The sequence below is a fragment of the Actinacidiphila yanglinensis genome, assembly GCF_900107965.1.
In the GTDB taxonomy this organism is placed as follows: domain Bacteria; phylum Actinomycetota; class Actinomycetes; order Streptomycetales; family Streptomycetaceae; genus Actinacidiphila; species Actinacidiphila yanglinensis.
In genome coordinates this window covers 89,936-107,112 of sequence record NZ_FNVU01000020.1, presented here as the reverse complement: position 1 = coordinate 107,112, position 17,177 = coordinate 89,936, and the positions used below count along the sequence as shown (strand labels likewise).

The window sequence follows — 17,177 nt, the reverse complement described above, 5'->3', positions numbered from 1 at the left end:
ACGTCCCCCGGTCCGGCGGCCCCGCCGATCGCCCCCGGTACCCGTACGTCGAGTGGCTGCCTCCGCCGCGCGCGGGGTGCGGGGCGACCACAGGCTGGGAGGACGTCCTCCCGCGACGGACCGCTCCGACGGCCGTGCGCCCGGGGCGTCCCCCATCGAACGCGGGCGCGGGCGCCCGACGAGCAGCGGAGGCCCCCAGTGGGAAGCGGAGCGACGAGCGCCGGCGACGACCTGACCGCCGGCCGGACCAACACCAGCGAGGAGCGCACGATCATCCTGGCCACCACGGCCAAGAGCGGGTACGCCGACGACTTCGTGGTGTACGTGGGCGCGAAGGACGGGAAGGTGCTGCGCACCATCCCCGAAGGCGTGGACGGCATCCATGCGACCGGGACCGAGGAGTTCGCCACCGGCGGCATGGTCGGCGTGATCCCGGCCGGGAACGGCCTGGTCGGCACCGGCCTGAACGGCGTGGTCGGCTACGTCCACGCGCAGCCGCGGGACACGGCGGAGGAGAAGAGGACGCAGGCCGGCGTCTTCGGCTCCGGCGGCGCCGCGCCGGGCGTGTTCGGCCGGGGCGGCAGCGGTGTGGTGGGCTACTCCGAGACGGTCGCCCGGGACATGCTCTGGGAGGCCGACGGACACGCGGGGGTACGCGGCCGCTCCGACGACATCGGCGTACGCGGCAACGGCGACGCGGGCGGCGTGCAGGGCACCAGCGAGCGCAGCTTCGGCGTGGAGGGCGTCGGCGCGACGGGGGTGCTCGGCCGCAGCACCGACGGCATCGGCGTGTACGCGACCTCCGGCTCCGGCCCCGGCTTCCAGGCCACCTCCGACTCCGAGAACGCGGCGGTTCTCGAAGCGCCGAAGCGCGCTCAACTCTGGCTGGTGCCGCCCGAGGTCGACCCTCCGTCCGGCCCGGAGGTGACGATCAACCCGAAGGGCTTCAACCAGACCGACGGTGAGACCACCAACCCGTTGCGCAAGAACGGCCGAGCGGGCGAACTCGCCGCGATCAAGGACGCGCAGGGGCGGGCCACGCTGTGGTTCTGCGTCAACGACACGACCACCCCTTCCCGTTGGGCCCAGGTCCTGCTCGGCCCGTCCTTCGCTGGCGGGGCGGACGACTCCTGAGGTCGCCGCGGCGCCGTTGGAGGCGCGTCGATGACGGCACGCACCGGATCGCGGCCCGGGCAGGGGCGTGTCCCGCGCTCCGGGGTCGCCGGAGGGCGGGACACACCTGCCGTGCGCGGCGGGATCGCTCGTGGCTGCGCGCGCTCGGCCCCGGTTACCCGCGATCGCCGGAGCGGGCGACCTGTGCGGCCGGTGGCCGGTAGAGCAGGGCGGTGCAGGCGAGGGCGACGACCAGCGCGGCACACACCAGGGTTGCCGCGCCTCCCCCGCCGACGGCGCCCCCGATGCTGTGGCCGAGCACATCGCGGGTGTGCAGCGCGGCGGCGACCGCGTGCAGGGTGATCACCCCGAGCGCGGCGGCGCCGCCCGCGATCCACGCCCACAACGTGTCGTGCACCGCGAGCAGGACGGCCAGTGCCACGCAGACCGCGGCCGCGGCGCATGACGCGCCATCCGTGTAGTCGCCCGAGCGCAGGCCGTCGAAGTCGCGCGGCAGATGGATCAGGCCGAGCACGAGCAGCGCGGCCGCGGTGGGCCAGCGCAGCGGCGAGCCCATGGCCGTGACACCGGACCGCGCCCGCACCTCGGACCCGGTGGACGCCTGCGCGGTGTCCTTCCCGGCGACCTTCCCGGCGGCCGGCGCCGACGGGTTCGCGCGGGTCGCGGCCCGCGCTTCGGCCGGCGCCACGGGCGGGCGCTCCCCCACCGGCGCGCTCCCGGCGGGCTGTTGCCCCGGCTCCCGCCCGTCGGGGGCGCCCTCCCCTTCGACCGCCGCGGTGTCGGAGCGCACGTCCGCCTCCGTCGCGGAAGTGCGCTCTCCCCTCGCTGCCCGGGCGGTACGGAAACGGTCCAGCGTGGAACGCCGGGTGCCGGGCGCGGAATCGTCCGCACCGGGTCGAACGTCCGCGGACTCCTCGGACGCGCCGAGGAGTTGGACCAGCTGCGCGACATCCGCCACGGGGCGGCCGACCGCTGCCGCGCGCAGCGCGGTGTCGGCGTCGTCGCCCCCGCGCGGGGGCTCGTTGAGCATCGTGACGAGGTCGCATATCTCGTCGACGGGGCGGGACACCGCCGCCGCGCGCAGGGCCTCGTCGCCGAGGCGGGGGGCGCCCTCGCCGTCGGCGTCCGTGTCGCCCTCGTTGAGGAGCGTGACGAGATCCGCGAGCTCGTCCAGCGGCCGGGCGGTGGCCGCCGTCCACAGCAGGGTCTCCCTGGAGCCGGACGCGGCGGCCGGCGCGGGTGCCTGGACCTGCTCGGGGCCGGGACCGGGTTCGGACGCGCGCTCGGATCCAGCCCCGGCCTCAACGCCCGTGCCCTGCACCGGACGTGGGTCCGGCTGCGGTGCCGGGGCGTCGTCGGGCTCATCGGCTTCGGTGAAGGTGTCCCACGCCGGGGCGGGCTCGAGGCGCGGCGTCGCGGCCGACTCGGCTTCCGCGGGCGGGTCTTCCTGGAGGGAATGGTGGTCTGGTGACATGGCACGGCTCCCTTGCCGAACTCCAAGGGTGAGCAACACCCTGTCGGTCACTGTGCGCTCGAAGGGGGCGCACGTTTCGATTCATGACAACCCCGCGCGCTTCCGCGCGCCATCGGAGGCGGGCTCGGGGAGCTCCGGCGAGGGGGGCGCGATGCGGCCCCGAGCCCGTTATTACCGGGCCGTAGGGCGGTTGGCGGGTGCGCGGCGGAGCCACCCGTTCGGCGGAACCCGGCGGCGGTCCGGGCGCACCGCCGCATGGCACCGGACCTGCGGGAATGTGACGTACGGCACACGCCACGGCGCCCGTGCGGAGACGCGCCGCGGGTCCGCCCGCCTCCCGCGCGCCGTGTGGCACGATCAGCAGGGTGCGGCGGCTGACGGTGCTGGGAACGTGCGGGGGCTGGCCCGAGGCGGGGCGGGCCGGGAGCGGGTTCCTGGTGGAGTACGACGGATTCCGGCTGGTTCTCGACCTCGGCTACGCGACGTTCCCGCGGCTGCTGCGGTACTGCGACGGCGAGGCGGGACGGGTCGACGCGGTCGTCGTCACCCACGCGCACCCCGACCACTGCGCGGACCTGAGCGCGCTGTCACGGGCGCGCTACTTCGCCGCCGACCGGCTCGCGGGCGGGGCGGCGCGGGGCCCGGCGCAACCGGTGCCGTTGTACTGCCCGCCCGAAGTGGTCGAGCGGGTACAGGCGATGGAGCCGAGCGAGGACCTGCGGGAGGTGTTCGCCGTGCACGAGCTGCCCGGGCGGTACCCGGTGGGCCCCTTCCTCCTGACGGGCACCGCGCTTCCCCACCATGTGCCGCACAGCGGTGTGCGGCTCACGGCTCCCGGCCTGGTGCTCGCCTACACCGGCGACGCGGGGCCCGCGCCCGCGCTGGCCGAACTCGCCGCGGGCGCCGACCTCCTGGTCGCGGGCGCGACCGTCCTGCCCGACGGCCCAGATCCGGACGGCGGCACCGGCGGCGCGGGCACCGGCGGGGACGGCGGCGACCGGCGCTACGACGGCCCGCCGCCGCAGCCCGAGTTGCTCGGCGCCGCCGACGCGGGCAGGTGGGCGGCCCGTTGCGGTGCGCGCCGGCTGCTGCTGACGCACTTCTGGCCCGGCGGCGACCGTGCCGCGTGGGTCGCGCGCGCCCGGGCCGGCGCCGCGGAGTCCGGGGCAGCGGACCTGGACGTCGTCGCGGCCGAGGAGGACATGGTCATACCTCTCCCCCGGCCCTGACCGCCCCGGCCCATCCCTCCCACCCCCGAAGGGCACCCGCACCATGCGCCTGTTGCTGACCACCGACACCCACGTGCCCAAGCGGGCAAGGGAGTTGCCCGCCGCGCTGCTCGCCGCGATCGACGCGGCGGACGTCGTCGTGCACGCGGGCGACTGGGTGGACGAGGCGACGCTGGACCTGCTGGAGGCGCGGTCCCGGCGGCTGGTCGCGGTGTACGGGAACAACGACGGCCCCGGGCTGCGCGCACGGCTGCCGGAGGTGGCGCGGGTCCGGCTGGGCGGCGTCCGGTTCGCGGTGGTGCACGAGACGGGAGCCGCGCAGGGCCGCGAGGAGCGGTGCGCGCGACGGTTCCCGGACACCGACGTGCTGGTGTTCGGGCACAGCCACATCCCGTGGGACTCGATGGCCGCGGGTGGGCTGCGGCTGCTCAACCCGGGCTCGCCCACCGATCGGAGGCGCGAGCCGTACCGCACGTACATGACGGCCGAGGCGGACGGCGGGACGCTGTCCGCGGTCCGGCTGCACCGGCTGGAGACGCCGGAGCACCCGGAACGCCCCGCCTCGCGCTAGCCGTATGCGCCGCCTGGGCCGGGCCGCCTCACCCGGCGGGCCGCGCCGGGGCCGGCGCCGCGCCGCCCCCGCCGGCCGCGCGCGGGTTCGTCCGGTCGTCCGCGATGGGCACCTTCAGCGGCCGGGCCAGCGCGGTCACGCCCTCGTCGAGGCGTTGCAGGTGACGCAGGACACGGAAGGTGACGGTGCCGGAGCGCAGTTTGCCGTCGCCGGACCCCTCCAGCATGGACGCGATGCTCGGCCCGGAGCGCACCTCGGGCAGGCCAGCCGGGGCTCCCGCGCCCTCTTCCTCCTCGCGGGGCCGGTCGCCCCGCGCCCGCAGCATCTCCCGCTCCTTGGCCGGCTCCTCCGCCTCGACGCGGCTGATGAGCGCGTCGATGTTGTGCGCGATGCGCGGGCCGACCGCGGTCAGCCGCGGGTCGGCGGCGACGCTCCGGCTGTAGGGGACGAGTTCGGCGGTGGCCGCCAGCGAACGGGCCTGGTAGGCGCAGGTCTCCAGCAGGGCGACGAGGTACCGCGCGGTCCGGCGGCGGACCCGGAGCGGGGTGATGGGGTAGACGAGCGGGCTGGTGGAGCGGCGCAGGGCGTCGAGGGCGGTGTCGAGGTCGCGGGCCATGTCGACCAGGTCGACGGCCGCGCCGCCGCCGAGCTGGTCGACCGCGGCCACCGACACGTCGCGCAACCGCGTGAGGACGGTGACGAGTTGGGCGTCGGTGTGTTCGTCGGTGCGGACCGGCAGGATCAGGACGGCGGCGATGAACCCGCAGGCGGCGCCGAGCGCGGTCTCCTCGATGCGCAGCACCAGCACGTGCAGGCTGTAGGTGTGCAGGAGGGTGTAGAGCAGCCCGAGCATGGCGGTGACGAAGAACGACATCAGCGCGTAGGAGATCGGCGCGGTGAAGAACATGGCGAAGATGAAGACGAGGACCAGCGCGAACGCGGTCCAGGTGTGCGGGCCGACCGCGCCGGCGAGCAGGACGCCGGCGACCACGCCGCAGATGGTGCCGATCAGCCGCCGGTAGCCCTTGACCAGGATCTCGGCGGTGGAGGAGGTGTTGAGGAACACCACCCAGCAGGTCAGGACCGCCCAGTACCAGCGCTGCGAGGACAGGAACTCGCCGCCGACGACGGCCAGCGCCGATCCGGCGGCCACCTGGAAGGCGGCGCGCGTGGTCGGGCGGTCCAGGCCGGTGCGTTCGGCGGGGGCCGCCTCGTCGGCCAGCGCCAGGTCCTCGGCCTCGAACTCCTCGCGGGACCGGACGGTCTCCGGGGCGTCGTCCGATTCGTCGCCGGGCCCGTCGAGGGCCATGCGCAGGCCGAGGACGGCGCGGGCGGCCTCGCCGATGCCGCGGAACGCGTCCTGGACGGCGGGGGTGGCGCGCGGCAGGTTCGCGTCGTCGCGGTAGGACAGCAGGCGGTTGCGCAGCCGGGTGACGCCGGTGCCGAGGTCGTTCTCGGACAGGCGGGCCACGAGCACCTGGAGGGCGCGCATCTCCTTGCGCAGGGTGCGGACGGCGTCGTCCTCGTCGCCCAGGACGCGGACCGGGGCCGGCAGCGGGGCGTTGGGCAGGTGGAGGGTGAGGGTGTCGGCGTGCCCCTTGGCGCGGGTGTTGAGCAGCAGGATGCCGAGGCGCTCCGCGGCGATCTCCGCGTCCACCACGCGGCGTTGCAGCTGGTTCGCGGTGGCCGGGTCGGCGGTGCCGTCCTCCAGGCGGGCCTGGATCATCAGGGCGGTCTCGTGCAGCCGGGCGATGTCCTTGCGCAGGTCGGCGACGGTGGCGTCGAGGTGGTCAGGCGCGACCTCCAGCACCTCGCGCTGGGTGGCGATGAGTTGCGCGGTACGGGCCCGGAACGCCTGCCGCAGCCGGCGCAGGGTCCGTTCGGGGGTCTCGGGCACGACCGCGAAACGGCTCAGCGCGCTGGAGGCGAACGCGATCGTCAGGGCGAGCCAGAGGTGCGGCAGGATCGACGGTGTGGCGTGCACGAACAGCGACAGGAAGTACACCTGGAAGCTGATCAGGCCGATCGCGGTGTAGCGGTCGCCGAAGCGGCGCACGTAGGCGGCGGCGAAGATCAGCAGTACGAAGAAGGTGTCACCGATGACGACGTGCGCGTTGAGCAGCGCGCCCAGCGACACGGAGGCGAGGGCGGCGGGCCACCCGAGGGCGAGGGTGATGGCCTGGTCCGCGACGCGCTTGTCGCGGACCGCGAACGTCGACACCATCGCGGCGAGGGCGCCGCCCACGAGTTGGGGCACCGCCGTGCCCATCGCGGCGAGCACCGCCAGGGCCAGGCCGATCGAGCCGACCGTGCGCAGCCCGGCCATCAGCCGCAGCAGCCCCGGGTCGGAGGCGGAGTAGCGGTCCCAGAGCTCGCTGAGTGCCCTACGTGCCCGTTCCATCGCCACTGTCGTGTTCCCTCGGCTGTTCTCTCAACGCCCAGCATCCCACGGGCCGCGTCCGCCGCACCCCGCGGCACCCCGCTGCACTGCGGCGATGCGCGTCCCGCGGGCGCGCCCGGACGGCCACGGGGCCCGGCCGCGCCCGCTATTTCGTGCTGAGCTCCCGGGTCAGCGCGACCGCCTGGGACAGGTAGACGGTGCCGGCCACGACCATGGCGACGCCGACGAGTTCGGGCACGATCCACCACCCGGTGCGGATGTGCTCGGCGTAGACGGTCAGGCCGAGCACCAGGCTGAGGGCCGCGTCCCCCAGCGTCAGGGCGGGCTGCGAGGCGGCGATGGGCCCGGACTGGAGGGAGTTCTCCAGCAGGAAGACCGCGGTGATCCCGCACAGCGCGAACCCGTAGGTCTGCCACGCCCTCAGGAACGCGCCGAAGCCGTCGTCGGAGAAGGTGTTGGCCGCGGACTTCATCAGGGCGGCGGTCAGCGCGTTGGCCGCGGCGGCGCCGACTCCGAGCAGCGCGGCGCGGCCCGCCCCGGTGCGGCGGTGCCGGGCGAGGGCGACCGCGGCCACCGTCAGCCCGCCGACCCCCGCGACCGCGGGCACCCAACGGGCCAGCGACGCCTGGTCCGTGCCGCCGTCGGGCGCGGCGCAGCCCAGCGCGACGGCCAGGCCGAGGACCATGCAGCACACCGCGGTCCACCCGCTGGCGGGCAGCGTGCGGTGGAGCACCGGCATGGCGATGAGCAGCGCGAAGGGCAGTTCGAGCACGAACACCGGCTGGGCGAGCGCGAGCGGACCGGTGACCAGGGCCAGCGCCTGGAAGAGCGCGGCGCCGATCACGCCGCAGATGCCGAGCAGCCACACCGACTGGTGCAGCATGTCCACCAGCAGGCGGAAGCGCATCGCGTCCTCGGCAGGCACCCGCAGCGCGGCTTTGCGTTGGAGGACGGTGCCGGCCGCGTTGCTGGCGGCACCGAGCAGCGCGAAGAGCACACACAGCACCAGCAGGGCGGACCTCCCGCAGCGTCACTGAGCCGTCCCTCCGCCCCGGTCGGGCGGACGTCCGGTCTCGAAGCGGCGCCGAACCGGCAGCGCCGAACCGGCGGACCATGCAGGACAGGACGTTACCCGGGCCGACCCGCGGCAGAGGCCGCCGACATGCCCGGCCCGCCGACATGCCCGGCCCGCGGACATGCCCGACCCGCCGGCGTGCCCGGCCTCCTTCCCGGTCCGCGGGCCCGGCCCGTGGCCGGCCGCACCTGGACTGTCCGTGGGTCGGCGTACGGTGCGGGCATGAGCGGCGAGCAGGCGAGTGAGGGCGGGACAGGGGCGGCTCCGGCACCGGCGGCGGTGCGGTTGCGGGAGTGGGCGGAGGACGACCTGTGGGTGCTGCGGCGCACGAACGCGCCGGAGATGACCGCGCACCTGGGCGGGCCCGAGAGCGAGGCGCAGCTGAGCGTGCGCCACGAGCGCTACCTGCGGCTCGACGGGGACGGCGGCCGGATGTTCGTGGTCGTGGCGGGCCCGGACGACGAGGTGGTGGGCAGCATCGGCTTCTGGGGGCGCGTCCGGCGCGAGGAGGAGGTGTACGAGACCGGGTGGGGGGTCTTCCCCGAGTACCAGGGCCGCGGCATCGCGGTGGCCGCGGCCCGGGCCGTGACCGCCAGGGCGGCCGCCACCGGCAGCCGCCTTCACCTGCACGCCTATCCGTCGGTGGGGCACCCGGCGTCCAACGCGGTGTGCCGCCGTGCCGGTTTCTCCCTGCTCGGCGAGGTCGCCTTCGAGTACCCCAAGGGGCACCCGATGACCTGCAACGACTGGCGGATCGAGCTCACGCCGGCGGATACCCGGCCCGCACCCCGGTAGGCGCCGCGCCGCGGTCCGGTGCCCGCCGGCCCGCCGGCCCGCCGGCCGCGCGGACGAGGAGCCGTTCTCCCACCGGAGGCATTTAGCACAGGAGCCGTCTCCCCGCCGGAAAGCCGCACAATTCGCGGCGCGCTAGTACGCTTCCCGTGGGAACGGGCGCTTTCGGGTGCCCTCTCAGGCTGCGCCGGGCCCTGGTTTGCCTCCGGATGGCCCGGCGCGGTCCCGCCGGAAATGCGCGCGGATACGGGAGCCCGAAAAGGACCGCGGCGCGCGCCGGCGTGCACACCGCGGGCGGGGCGTACGCACCGCGGACGAACAGGCGGGTCAGCGGGGTTTGCGCCCGCCGGTGCGCCCCGCGGTCAGCTCGTCGGCGATTTCCCGCAGATATCGCCCGAGTGTGGGTTCGTCGACGCTGCGGCTGATCCGCACCACGCCTTTCCGGTCCATGCCGACCAGGAAAACCTCTCCCGCCGTCGATCTGGTATTCCGGGGAATTCTTCCGCTCATGGCCTTGCCGATTCCGCGCACGCGACCGCTCCTTTTCGCCCGTGCCACCGCGCGAACGCGGCCGGACGGCGCGCGGGCGTATTGCAGGATGAATGTCATATCAGTAGAAAGGAAGGTGCCCCGGCGCTCTGCCGGGGCGACTTCACCTGGGGGACCGGCGCTGTCCGGCCCTGTGTGGGGGGATCTCGAGCTGCGTGCGGCTAACGGGCGCCGGCGGCGGTCATCGGCGCCAGCGTGCCCTGGAGGATCAGGCCGCGCTCGATCTGGATCGCCGAGCGGCACAGCGCCCGGTCCTCGACGAGGAAGGTCGGCTCGACCTCGGCGCCTTTTCCCGGGCCTTTCACGGTCAGCGAGAAGCCGACGAACGGATAGACGACGGTGATGTCGCCGGACGTGGAGACGAACCGGCCGCTGCGGTACCGGCCGTCGGAGACGAAGCCGATCACCATCGGGGTGATGTCCGGGGTCGCGACGCTCTCGCTCAGCATCGAGAGCACGTCGACCGCGGACATGCTGCCGTCCAGCGACTGCTGGGCCGCGGAGCGCAGCCGGCCCAGCAGTTGCGCCTGGTGCGCCACGGTCGCCGACATCGCGGCACCCGCGGCCAGTTCACGGCTGGTGACGTTGGCCGCGTGGCCGAGCATCTCCACCCGGCGGCGCAGTTCCGCGGACATCTGGGACGCCTCCGCCTGCGCGCCGCGCCAGCGCGCGTCCCACGCGCCGCGTTCGCTCTCGTGCGCCTCGGCGATCCGCTTCGCGGCCGCCTGCGCGTCCTGCTCACTCTCGATGGCCCCTACGGCCAGCTTGTAGAACGCGTCGGCCCTCGGGCGTGGGAGCGTCGGCGCAGCGTCATTGGCAGTCATCGGTTTGCCTCCGGAATCTGACTTGGCGCGACGATAGCCCACATTTCATGATCAGTCACCGTGTTCCATGAGAATAAGCAATTCGGTGTACCGGTAAAACCGCACGGCCTCCTTCGGGCCATGATCGGGTCATCGCCGCGGCTACGGTTTCCGCAGCCCGGAGCGGTTACCGCGGGAAGCGCGAGCGCCCGTCACGACCCGAATCCGAACGAACATCGGACCGAACCCGTCCCCCTGTAACGGGTGAGACGAAAGAGTCCAGCCGATGGTATTGATGGATAATCCGCAGAAGAAAAGGACGGGGCGTCCGTGCCCTCGGGAGATCGGCCGGCGTGCGGCGGCCGGCATCACCGGGGCAGCAGTCCGCCCTTTCTGCCGAGCAGAAACGATTTGAACGCGGCGACCGGCGCGGTGTCGTGCTGCCCGTCCAGCCAGGCCACGCCGATCTCGCGCACGGCACGCTGCCCGATGATGTCGAGTTCGGTGACACCGGGGCGGGGCACCGCCGGCGGTGGCAGCAGCGCCACGCCGAGGCCGGCCGCGACCAGCCCGCGCAGCGTCTCCGCCTCCTCGCCCTCGAAGGCCACCCGGGGAGAGAATCCGGCCTCGGCGCACAGCGCGTCGGTGATCCGGCGCAGCCCGAAGCCCGCCTCCAGGGTGACGAACGGCTCGGCCGCCGCCTCCGCGAGCCGCACCCGCCGCCGGCTGCCCAGCCGGTGCCCGGCCGGGACCACCAGCCGCAGCCGCTGCTCGTCCAACCGGCGTACGACGAGGCCGTGTTCGGCGGGCAGCGGCGAGGTCAGGCACAGGTCGAGGGTGCCGGCCCTGAGACGTTCGAGCATCGCCTCGCCGTAGGTCTGCACGAGGTGGAACCGCACGCGCGGGTGGGAGGCGCGGAAGGCGCGCAGCAGCGCGGGGACCGTCTCGGAGCCGAGGGTGTGCAGGAAGCCGAACGCGACCCGGCCGCCGCCGGGGTCCGCGTCCAGCCGCACCTCCTCGGCGGAGCGCTCGACCTCGGCGAGGGCGCGCTCGGCGGCCTGCCGGAACGCCAGCCCGGCGCGGGTCAGCCGCAGGGCGCGCCCCTGGCGGGCGAAGAGGCTGACCCCGAGGTCGTCCTCCAGCCGGGCGATGGCCCGGCTGAGGGTGGACTGCGGCATGCCGAGCCGTTCGGCGGCCCGGGTCATGTGCGCGTCGCGGGCGACGGCGGCGAACTGGGCGAGCCGCGGTGCGAGGACCACGGCCCAGGCGCCGGCGGACAGTTCGGCGACGGCGGGCGGCGCCGCGCCGAACGCGGGGTCCGACCCGGGGCCGCCCGTACCGCCCGCGCCACCCACTGTGCCCGGCGGCGTATGCGGCACGTCTCGCCCCTCGTCACCGCTCACGGAACTCCCCTGTGTCCTGCACTCATGCACTGGTGGATCAATCATGCCTCTTCCATGCATTGGACGCATGGAAAGCGGCGGGCCTAGCGTCGTTGCCATGAACCCCGCAGACACGGGGTCGGCCGCGCCGACGGCGGGGGCGACCGCCCGTCCCGACGCGCCCGCGAGCCCCGCCGCCGACGATGACGGCCGGCTGCGCGCCGGCACCTCCGGGTACCGCCGCGCCAACCTCGCCCTGTTCGCCGCGGGCCTGGCCACCTTCGCGCTGCTGTACTCGACGCAGGCGCTGCTGCCCGCCCTGTCCGCGGGCCTGCGGCTGTCCCCCGCCCAGGCGAGCCTGACCGTCTCGGCGAGCACCGGCGCCCTCGCCCTCGCCCTGCTGCCGGCCAGCGCGCTCAGCGAGAAGTACGGGCGGACGCAGGTGATGACGGCGTCCGTGTTCAGCGCGTCGCTGCTCGCGCTCGCCGTGCCCTTCGCCCCGAACCTCGCCACGCTCGTCGCCCTGCGCGCCCTCCAGGGGGTCGCGCTCGCGGGGCTGCCGGCGACCGCGATGGCCTACCTCGCCGAGGAGGTGCACCCCGCCGCGGTGCCCTCAGCGATCGGCCTGTACGTCGCGGGCAACTCCATCGGCGGCATGAGCAGCCGGGTGGCCGGCGGCGCGATCGCCCAGGCGTACGGATGGCGCACGGCGCTGTTCGCGGTCGGCCTCACCGCGCTGGCCTGCGCCGTCGTCTTCCGCGCCCTCGCCCCGCGGGCACGGCACTTCAGCCCCGGGCCGATCTCCCCGGCCGCCCTGGGCCGGACCGTCGCCGGTCACCTGCGCGATGCCCGGCTGCGCCGCCTCTACGCGGTCGGGATGCTGTTCATGGCCGTCTTCGGCGCGGTCTACACGGTGCTCGGCTACCGGCTCACCGCCGCGCCCTACGCGCTGTCGCAGTCCGCGGTCGGGGCGGTCTTCCTCGTCTACCTCGTCGGCACCGGCACGTCCGCCGCGTCCGGCGCACTGAGCGCGCGGATCGGACGGCGCGGCGCCTTCGCGGTCGCCCTGGCGCTGTGCGCGGGCGGGCTGCTGCTCACCCTCGCCGGGCCGCTCGTGGCCGTGCTGCTCGGGCTGGTCCTCGTCACCGGGGGGTTCTTCATCGGCCACGCCGTCGCCTCCGGCGCGGTCAGCCGTACCGCCCGGACCGGGCGGGCGCAGGCCTCCGCGCTCTACCTCACCGCCTACTACATCGGCAACAGTCTCGGCGGCACCCTGGGGGCCTCGGCGTACCACCGCGCGGGCTGGCCCGCGACGACCGTCCTCGCCCTCGCGGCGCTCGCACTCGCCGCGACCGCGGCGCTGCGGCGCCCCTGACCCCTGGTCCGTGGCGCCCGCCTCCCCGGTCCGGCACGGGTCCGTCCGGCGGCGGGTGCGGTAATCTGCGGGACATGTACATCCTCTGTGCGTAGCGACCGGGTGCGGGAGACGGCCCATGTCACTGCGTTTCCAGGGGATTTCTCATGTCTTCGCCACTTCCGGCGGCGTCCTACGCCGCCTTGTTCCGCCTGCCGCACGCCCGTACGACCTTCGCCGCCGCCCTGGTGGGGCGGCTCGGGTACGGGGTGCTCGGCCTCGCCCTCGTCCTGTCGCTGACCGCGGCGGCCGGCTCACTGCCGGCCGGGGGCCTGCTGGCGACGGTGTTCGGCACCGTCTCCGTCCTGCTCGGCCCGGCGCGGGCCGACCTCGTCGACCGGCTGGGCGCACGCCGCGCGCTGCCGTTGCTGGCCGTCCCGTTCGCGGCCGCGCTCCTCGCTCTCGCCTGGTGCGCGGGTTCCGCCGCCGGACCGGGCCGCCCGGGGACCGCGGTGCTCGCGCTGCTCGCCTCGGCCGGCGGCGCGAGCTGCCCGCCGCTGGGTCCCACGATGAGGGCCGTGTGGGGCGTGCTGGCACCCGACGAGGCGCTGCTGCAACGGGCGTTCAGCCTGGACACGGTCGCGGAGGAACTGCTCTTCCTGGTCGGCCCGCTTATCACGGTGGCGGTGCACCCGGTACGGGCCCTCGCGCTGTCGGGGGCGCTGATCGCGGGCGGCGCCTGCGCGCTGGCAGCGGCGCCGGCCGCCCGGCTGATCGTCGCGGCGCCCAAGTCCGCGGCGCGGCGGCTGCGCCTGCTGACGCGGGCGGGCGCGGGCGTACGCCGCGCGGCGGGCTCCGCGCTGGGCGTGGGGGCGTGCCTGGGCGGGCTGGACCTGTACGTGATCGCGTGCGCGGACCGGGCGCACCACCCCGGCGCGGCCGGCTGGGTGCTGGCCGGCCAGTCCGCGGGCAGCGCGATCGGCGGGCTGCTGCACGGAAGGGTGGCGTGGAGCCGCCCGGCCGCGGGCCGGCTGCCCTTCCTGCTGGCCGCGCTCGCGGCGCTGCTCGCCGTGGACGCGGCCGCCGCCGGCACGCTGCCCCTGCTCGCGGTGTGCGTGGCGGTGACGGGCACGCTCATGGCGCCGGCCCTGTCGACGGCCTACCTCGCGGCGGCCCGCCTCGCCCCGGAGGGCTCGGCCACCCGGGCCACGGGCTGGGTCAACTCCGCGGTGAACGCGGGTTCGTCGGCGGGTGGCGCGCTCGCCGCCCTGCTGGTGGCGGCGGTGCCGCTGCCGGTCTGCTTCCTCGCGACCGCGGCCGTACCGGCGCTCGCCGCGCTCGGCGCGCGGACCGGCCGCCGCGACCGGGCGGTGGGCGCCGTGGCCGCGTGACGGGCCCGGCCCGCGGGTGCAGGTCGACGGGTCAACGGCCGTGCCCGCGCGCGTAGTCGACGAGGCGGGCCTGGAGGTCCTGGTACGGGGTGGCGCCCGGCAGGTCGGCGCGGCCGTCGCGCACGGCGGCGGCCACGGCGGTCGCCGCGTGCACGGCCGCGCGGTAGGGCAGCGAGCCGGTGCTGACCCGACGCACGCCGAACCCGGCCAGGTCGTCCACGGTCACAAACCCTTCCGGCCACGGCACTGGCCGCTCCCCGTCCCGAGCCGGCCGCACGCCGCGGCGGATCGGGCCGCACCCGCCGTGACCAGGGACACGCGGGGGTACTGGGGAGTGCCGGGGATCCTTGGCAGTAAGGTCCAAGTGATCCGCTGGACACCGCCCACGCAGGGCAGATCGGGAGAGTTGGGTTGGCCACCGAGCCGGAACCGCAGTCCGTACTGAGCCCGCTGACGACCGCCGCGATCTTCCTCGTGCTGACCGTGGAGGAGGGCGGCGAGGACACCGCCCGCGACCTGCTCGCCGATCTCGGGGGGCTGACCCGCGCCATCGGGTTCGGCGCGCCCGACGGCCGGTTGAGCTGCGTGGCCGGGATCGGATCGGACGCGTGGGACCGCCTGTTCGACCACCCGCGGCCGGCGGGGCTGCATCCGTTCACGCCGCTGCAGGGCCCGCGGCACCGCGCGGTGTCGACCCCGGGCGACCTGCTGTTCCATCTGCGCGCGACCCGCCTCGACCTCTGCTTCGCGCTGGCCGGCCAGATCATGGGCCGGCTGCGCGGCGCGGTGGCGCTCCAGGACGAGGTGCAGGGCTTCAAGTACCTGGACGTGCGCGACCTGCTGGGCTTCGTGGACGGCACCGAGAACCCGGTCGGCCCGGCGGCGCGCGAGGCCGTGCTGGTCGGCGCGGAGGACCCGGCGCACGCGGGCGGCAGCTACGTGATCGTGCAGAAGTACCTGCACGACCTGGACGGCTGGAACGCGCTGCCGGTCGAGGCGCAGGAGCGCATCATCGGCCGCACGAAGGCGACCAACATCGAACGGGACGAGGACGACTCGCACGTCGCCCTCAACACCGTCACCGGCCCGGACGGCGAGGAGCAGGACATCCTGCGGGACAACATGCCGTTCGGCAGCCCGGGCCGCGGCGAGTTCGGCACGTACTTCATCGGCTACTCCCGCACCCCCGACGTGACCGAGCAGATGCTGCGGAACATGTTCCTGGGCACCTCGGCGGCGCCCCACGACCGCATCCTCGACTTCTCCACCGCCCTCACCGGCACCCTCTTCTACGCGCCGTCCGCGGACTTCCTCGACGACCTGCCCGACGCGCCCGGGTCAGGGACGGCGGCGGACGCGGCAGCGGCGCCCGCACCCGCGTCCGTACCCGCCCAGGCGCCCGCGCGCCCGGCCCCGGACGGCAGCCTCGGCATCGGCAACCTGAACAGGAGCACGCCCTCGTGAACAACCTGCACCGCGAACTCGCCCCGATCTCCGACGCCGCGTGGGCGGACCTGGAGGCCGAGGCCCGGCGTACCTTCAAGCGCAACGTCGCGGCCCGCCGCATCGTGGACGTCCCCGAGCCGGCCGGCTCGGAGCTGTCCGCGGTCCCGACCGGGCACCTCGACGAGATCGCCGCGCCCGGGCGGGGCGTGATCGCCCGCACCCGCCGCTCGCAGCCCGTGGTGGAGCTGCGGGTGCCCCTCACCGTCGACCGCGCCCAGGTCGACGACGTGGAGCGCGGCGCGAAGGACGCGGACTGGCAACCGGTCAAGGACGCGGCCAAGCAACTCGCCTTCGCCGAGGACCGGGCGGTCTTCGAGGGCTACGAGGCCGCCGGCATCACGGGGCTGCGGGCCGCCTCCTCCAACCCCGAGCTGACCCTGCCCGCGGACGTGCGGGACTATCCGGACGCGATCAGCCACGCCGTCACCACGCTGCGGCTGGCCGGTGTCGACGGGGCGTACACCCTGGCGCTGAGCGCCGACGCCTACACCGCGGTCAGCGAGACCTCCGACCACGGCTACCCGATCCACCAGCACATCGCGCGGCTGCTGGACGGCGACATCGTGTGGGCGCCGGCCATCGACGGGGCGTTCCTGCTCGCCACCCGCGGCGGGGACTTCGAGCTGCGGCTCGGCCAGGACGTGTCGATCGGCTACCTCGGCCACACCGCCACCACCATCGACCTGTACTTCCAGGAGTCGCTGACCTTCTTGGTGCACACCGCCGAGGCGTGCGTCGCCCTCACGCCCTCGTCCGGCACCAAGGCGGTCTGAGGCAGGTCGCCCGGACGGGGGCCGGAGCGCGGGCAAGGGCCCGGCGCGGGGGCCGGGATCTCACGTTCCGGTCCCCCGCGGCGTCTTCCCGGTGTCGGCGGTCCGCACCGGGGACCGCCCGAGAGGTGGAGAACGACGGCGATGACGACGCACACGGTGGTCGGCTCACCGGTCGGCGAGCTCGTGCTGGTGGCCGACGGCGGCGCGCTGAGCGGGCTGTACTTCGCGCACCGGCATCGCGGCCGGCCGGCGCCCGAGGCGTTCGGCGCGCGCGAGGACGCCGGGTTCGGCGCCGCACGGCAGCAGATCGAGGAGTACTTCGCGGGCGAGCGGCGGGAGTTCGAGCTGCCGCTGGCACCGGAGGGCGACGCGTTCCACCGCAAGGTGTGGGACCTGATCGCGGCCATCCCTTACGGCCGGACCCGTACGTACGGCGAGCTGGCCGCCGATCTGGGCGACCGGCAACTGGCGCAGGCGGTCGGCGGCGCGGTCGGGGCGAATCCGCTGTCGCTGGTGGTGGCCTGCCACCGGGTGGTGGGCGCGGGCGGCCGGCTCACCGGCTACGCGGGCGGCCTGGAGCGCAAACGGTTCCTGCTGGACCTGGAGGAGCCGGCCGAGGAGAAGGAGGCGCGGCTCTTCTGAGCCACGGAGCACGGCGGCGCCACCCGGGACCATCGGCGGTACCGTTCCGGGTCTTTTCCGGCCGCCGGCCTCACGTTCCGCCCGCCCGGAGCGTTGACAGG

At 75.2% G+C, this 17,177-nt stretch carries 16 protein-coding genes; 9 read left to right on the top strand and 7 right to left on the bottom strand.

Annotated elements, in window-relative coordinates:
* The first annotated feature begins 198 nt into the window (after positions 1-198).
* Positions 199-1,134 (top strand): hypothetical protein, encoded by a 936-nt coding sequence (locus tag C4U44_RS32730; protein WP_103889703.1) that lies wholly within the window; start codon positions 199-201, stop codon positions 1,132-1,134.
* Positions 1,135-1,288: 154 nt separating this feature from the next.
* Here C4U44_RS32730 and C4U44_RS32725 read toward each other — a convergent pair whose 3' ends face one another.
* The gene (locus C4U44_RS32725) at positions 1,289-2,608 is read right to left on the bottom strand and encodes a hypothetical protein (protein WP_103889702.1); all 1,320 of its coding nucleotides are present in this window, start codon (positions 2,606-2,608) and stop codon (positions 1,289-1,291) included.
* Between the two features lie 365 nt (positions 2,609-2,973).
* On the opposite strand from C4U44_RS32725, the gene C4U44_RS32720 reads away from it, so the two are divergent.
* Positions 2,974-3,837 (top strand): MBL fold metallo-hydrolase, encoded by an 864-nt coding sequence (locus tag C4U44_RS32720; RefSeq protein WP_103889701.1) that lies wholly within the window; start codon positions 2,974-2,976, stop codon positions 3,835-3,837.
* Positions 3,838-3,880: 43 nt separating this feature from the next.
* Positions 3,881-4,408: a metallophosphoesterase family protein gene (locus C4U44_RS32715; RefSeq protein WP_103889700.1), complete on the top strand. Its 528-nt coding sequence runs from the start codon at positions 3,881-3,883 to the stop codon at positions 4,406-4,408.
* 28 nt (positions 4,409-4,436) lie between these two features.
* Here C4U44_RS32715 and C4U44_RS32710 read toward each other — a convergent pair whose 3' ends face one another.
* Positions 4,437-6,809 carry an FUSC family protein gene (locus C4U44_RS32710; RefSeq protein ID WP_103889699.1) on the bottom strand — a complete coding sequence of 791 codons (2,373 nt, stop codon included), beginning with the start codon at positions 6,807-6,809 and terminating at the stop codon, positions 4,437-4,439.
* A 145-nt stretch (positions 6,810-6,954) separates the two neighbouring features.
* Positions 6,955-7,821, bottom strand: coding sequence for a DMT family transporter (locus tag C4U44_RS32705; protein ID WP_103889698.1), 867 nt, complete (start codon positions 7,819-7,821; stop codon positions 6,955-6,957).
* A 285-nt stretch (positions 7,822-8,106) separates the two neighbouring features.
* On the opposite strand from C4U44_RS32705, the gene C4U44_RS32700 reads away from it, so the two are divergent.
* Positions 8,107-8,679: a GNAT family N-acetyltransferase gene (locus C4U44_RS32700; protein ID WP_103889697.1), complete on the top strand. Its 573-nt coding sequence runs from the start codon at positions 8,107-8,109 to the stop codon at positions 8,677-8,679.
* Between the two features lie 324 nt (positions 8,680-9,003).
* Here C4U44_RS32700 and C4U44_RS41300 read toward each other — a convergent pair whose 3' ends face one another.
* From C4U44_RS41300 to C4U44_RS32690, 3 genes are all read right to left on the bottom strand, one after another.
* Positions 9,004-9,285 carry a hypothetical protein gene (locus C4U44_RS41300; RefSeq protein ID WP_146088403.1) on the bottom strand — a complete coding sequence of 94 codons (282 nt, stop codon included), beginning with the start codon at positions 9,283-9,285 and terminating at the stop codon, positions 9,004-9,006.
* A 101-nt stretch (positions 9,286-9,386) separates the two neighbouring features.
* On the bottom strand, positions 9,387-10,049 hold the full coding sequence (locus C4U44_RS32695; protein ID WP_103889696.1) for a hypothetical protein: 663 nt from the start codon (positions 10,047-10,049) through the stop codon (positions 9,387-9,389).
* A 347-nt stretch (positions 10,050-10,396) separates the two neighbouring features.
* Entirely contained in the window at positions 10,397-11,308 is a 912-nt protein-coding gene (locus tag C4U44_RS32690) for a LysR family transcriptional regulator (protein ID WP_235032530.1), read from the bottom strand.
* A gap of 220 nt (positions 11,309-11,528) precedes the next feature.
* On the opposite strand from C4U44_RS32690, the gene C4U44_RS32685 reads away from it, so the two are divergent.
* Complete coding sequence (locus tag C4U44_RS32685; protein ID WP_103889694.1) at positions 11,529-12,785, top strand: MFS transporter; 1,257 nt, start codon at positions 11,529-11,531, stop codon at positions 12,783-12,785.
* Between the two features lie 146 nt (positions 12,786-12,931).
* Positions 12,932-14,155 (top strand): MFS transporter, encoded by a 1,224-nt coding sequence (locus C4U44_RS32680; protein WP_103889693.1) that lies wholly within the window; start codon positions 12,932-12,934, stop codon positions 14,153-14,155.
* A 31-nt stretch (positions 14,156-14,186) separates the two neighbouring features.
* On the opposite strand, the gene C4U44_RS42915 is transcribed toward C4U44_RS32680, so the two are convergent.
* The gene (locus C4U44_RS42915) at positions 14,187-14,381 is read right to left on the bottom strand and encodes an isocitrate lyase/phosphoenolpyruvate mutase family protein (RefSeq protein WP_235032518.1); all 195 of its coding nucleotides are present in this window, start codon (positions 14,379-14,381) and stop codon (positions 14,187-14,189) included.
* 185 nt (positions 14,382-14,566) lie between these two features.
* Here C4U44_RS42915 and C4U44_RS32670 point away from each other — a divergent pair, with 185 nt between their 5' ends.
* The 3 genes from C4U44_RS32670 to C4U44_RS32660 all read left to right on the top strand — a co-directional run bounded on the left by C4U44_RS32670 (position 14,567) and on the right by C4U44_RS32660 (position 17,076).
* Positions 14,567-15,619 (top strand): Dyp-type peroxidase, encoded by a 1,053-nt coding sequence (locus tag C4U44_RS32670; protein ID WP_103889692.1) that lies wholly within the window; start codon positions 14,567-14,569, stop codon positions 15,617-15,619.
* Positions 15,616-16,434, top strand: a complete 819-nt coding sequence (locus C4U44_RS32665) for a family 1 encapsulin nanocompartment shell protein (protein ID WP_103889691.1) — start codon at positions 15,616-15,618, stop codon at positions 16,432-16,434. The genes C4U44_RS32670 and C4U44_RS32665 overlap by 4 nt, the downstream gene beginning before the upstream one ends.
* A gap of 141 nt (positions 16,435-16,575) precedes the next feature.
* Entirely contained in the window at positions 16,576-17,076 is a 501-nt protein-coding gene (locus C4U44_RS32660) for a methylated-DNA--[protein]-cysteine S-methyltransferase (protein WP_103889690.1), read from the top strand.
* Positions 17,077-17,177: the final 101 nt, after the last annotated feature.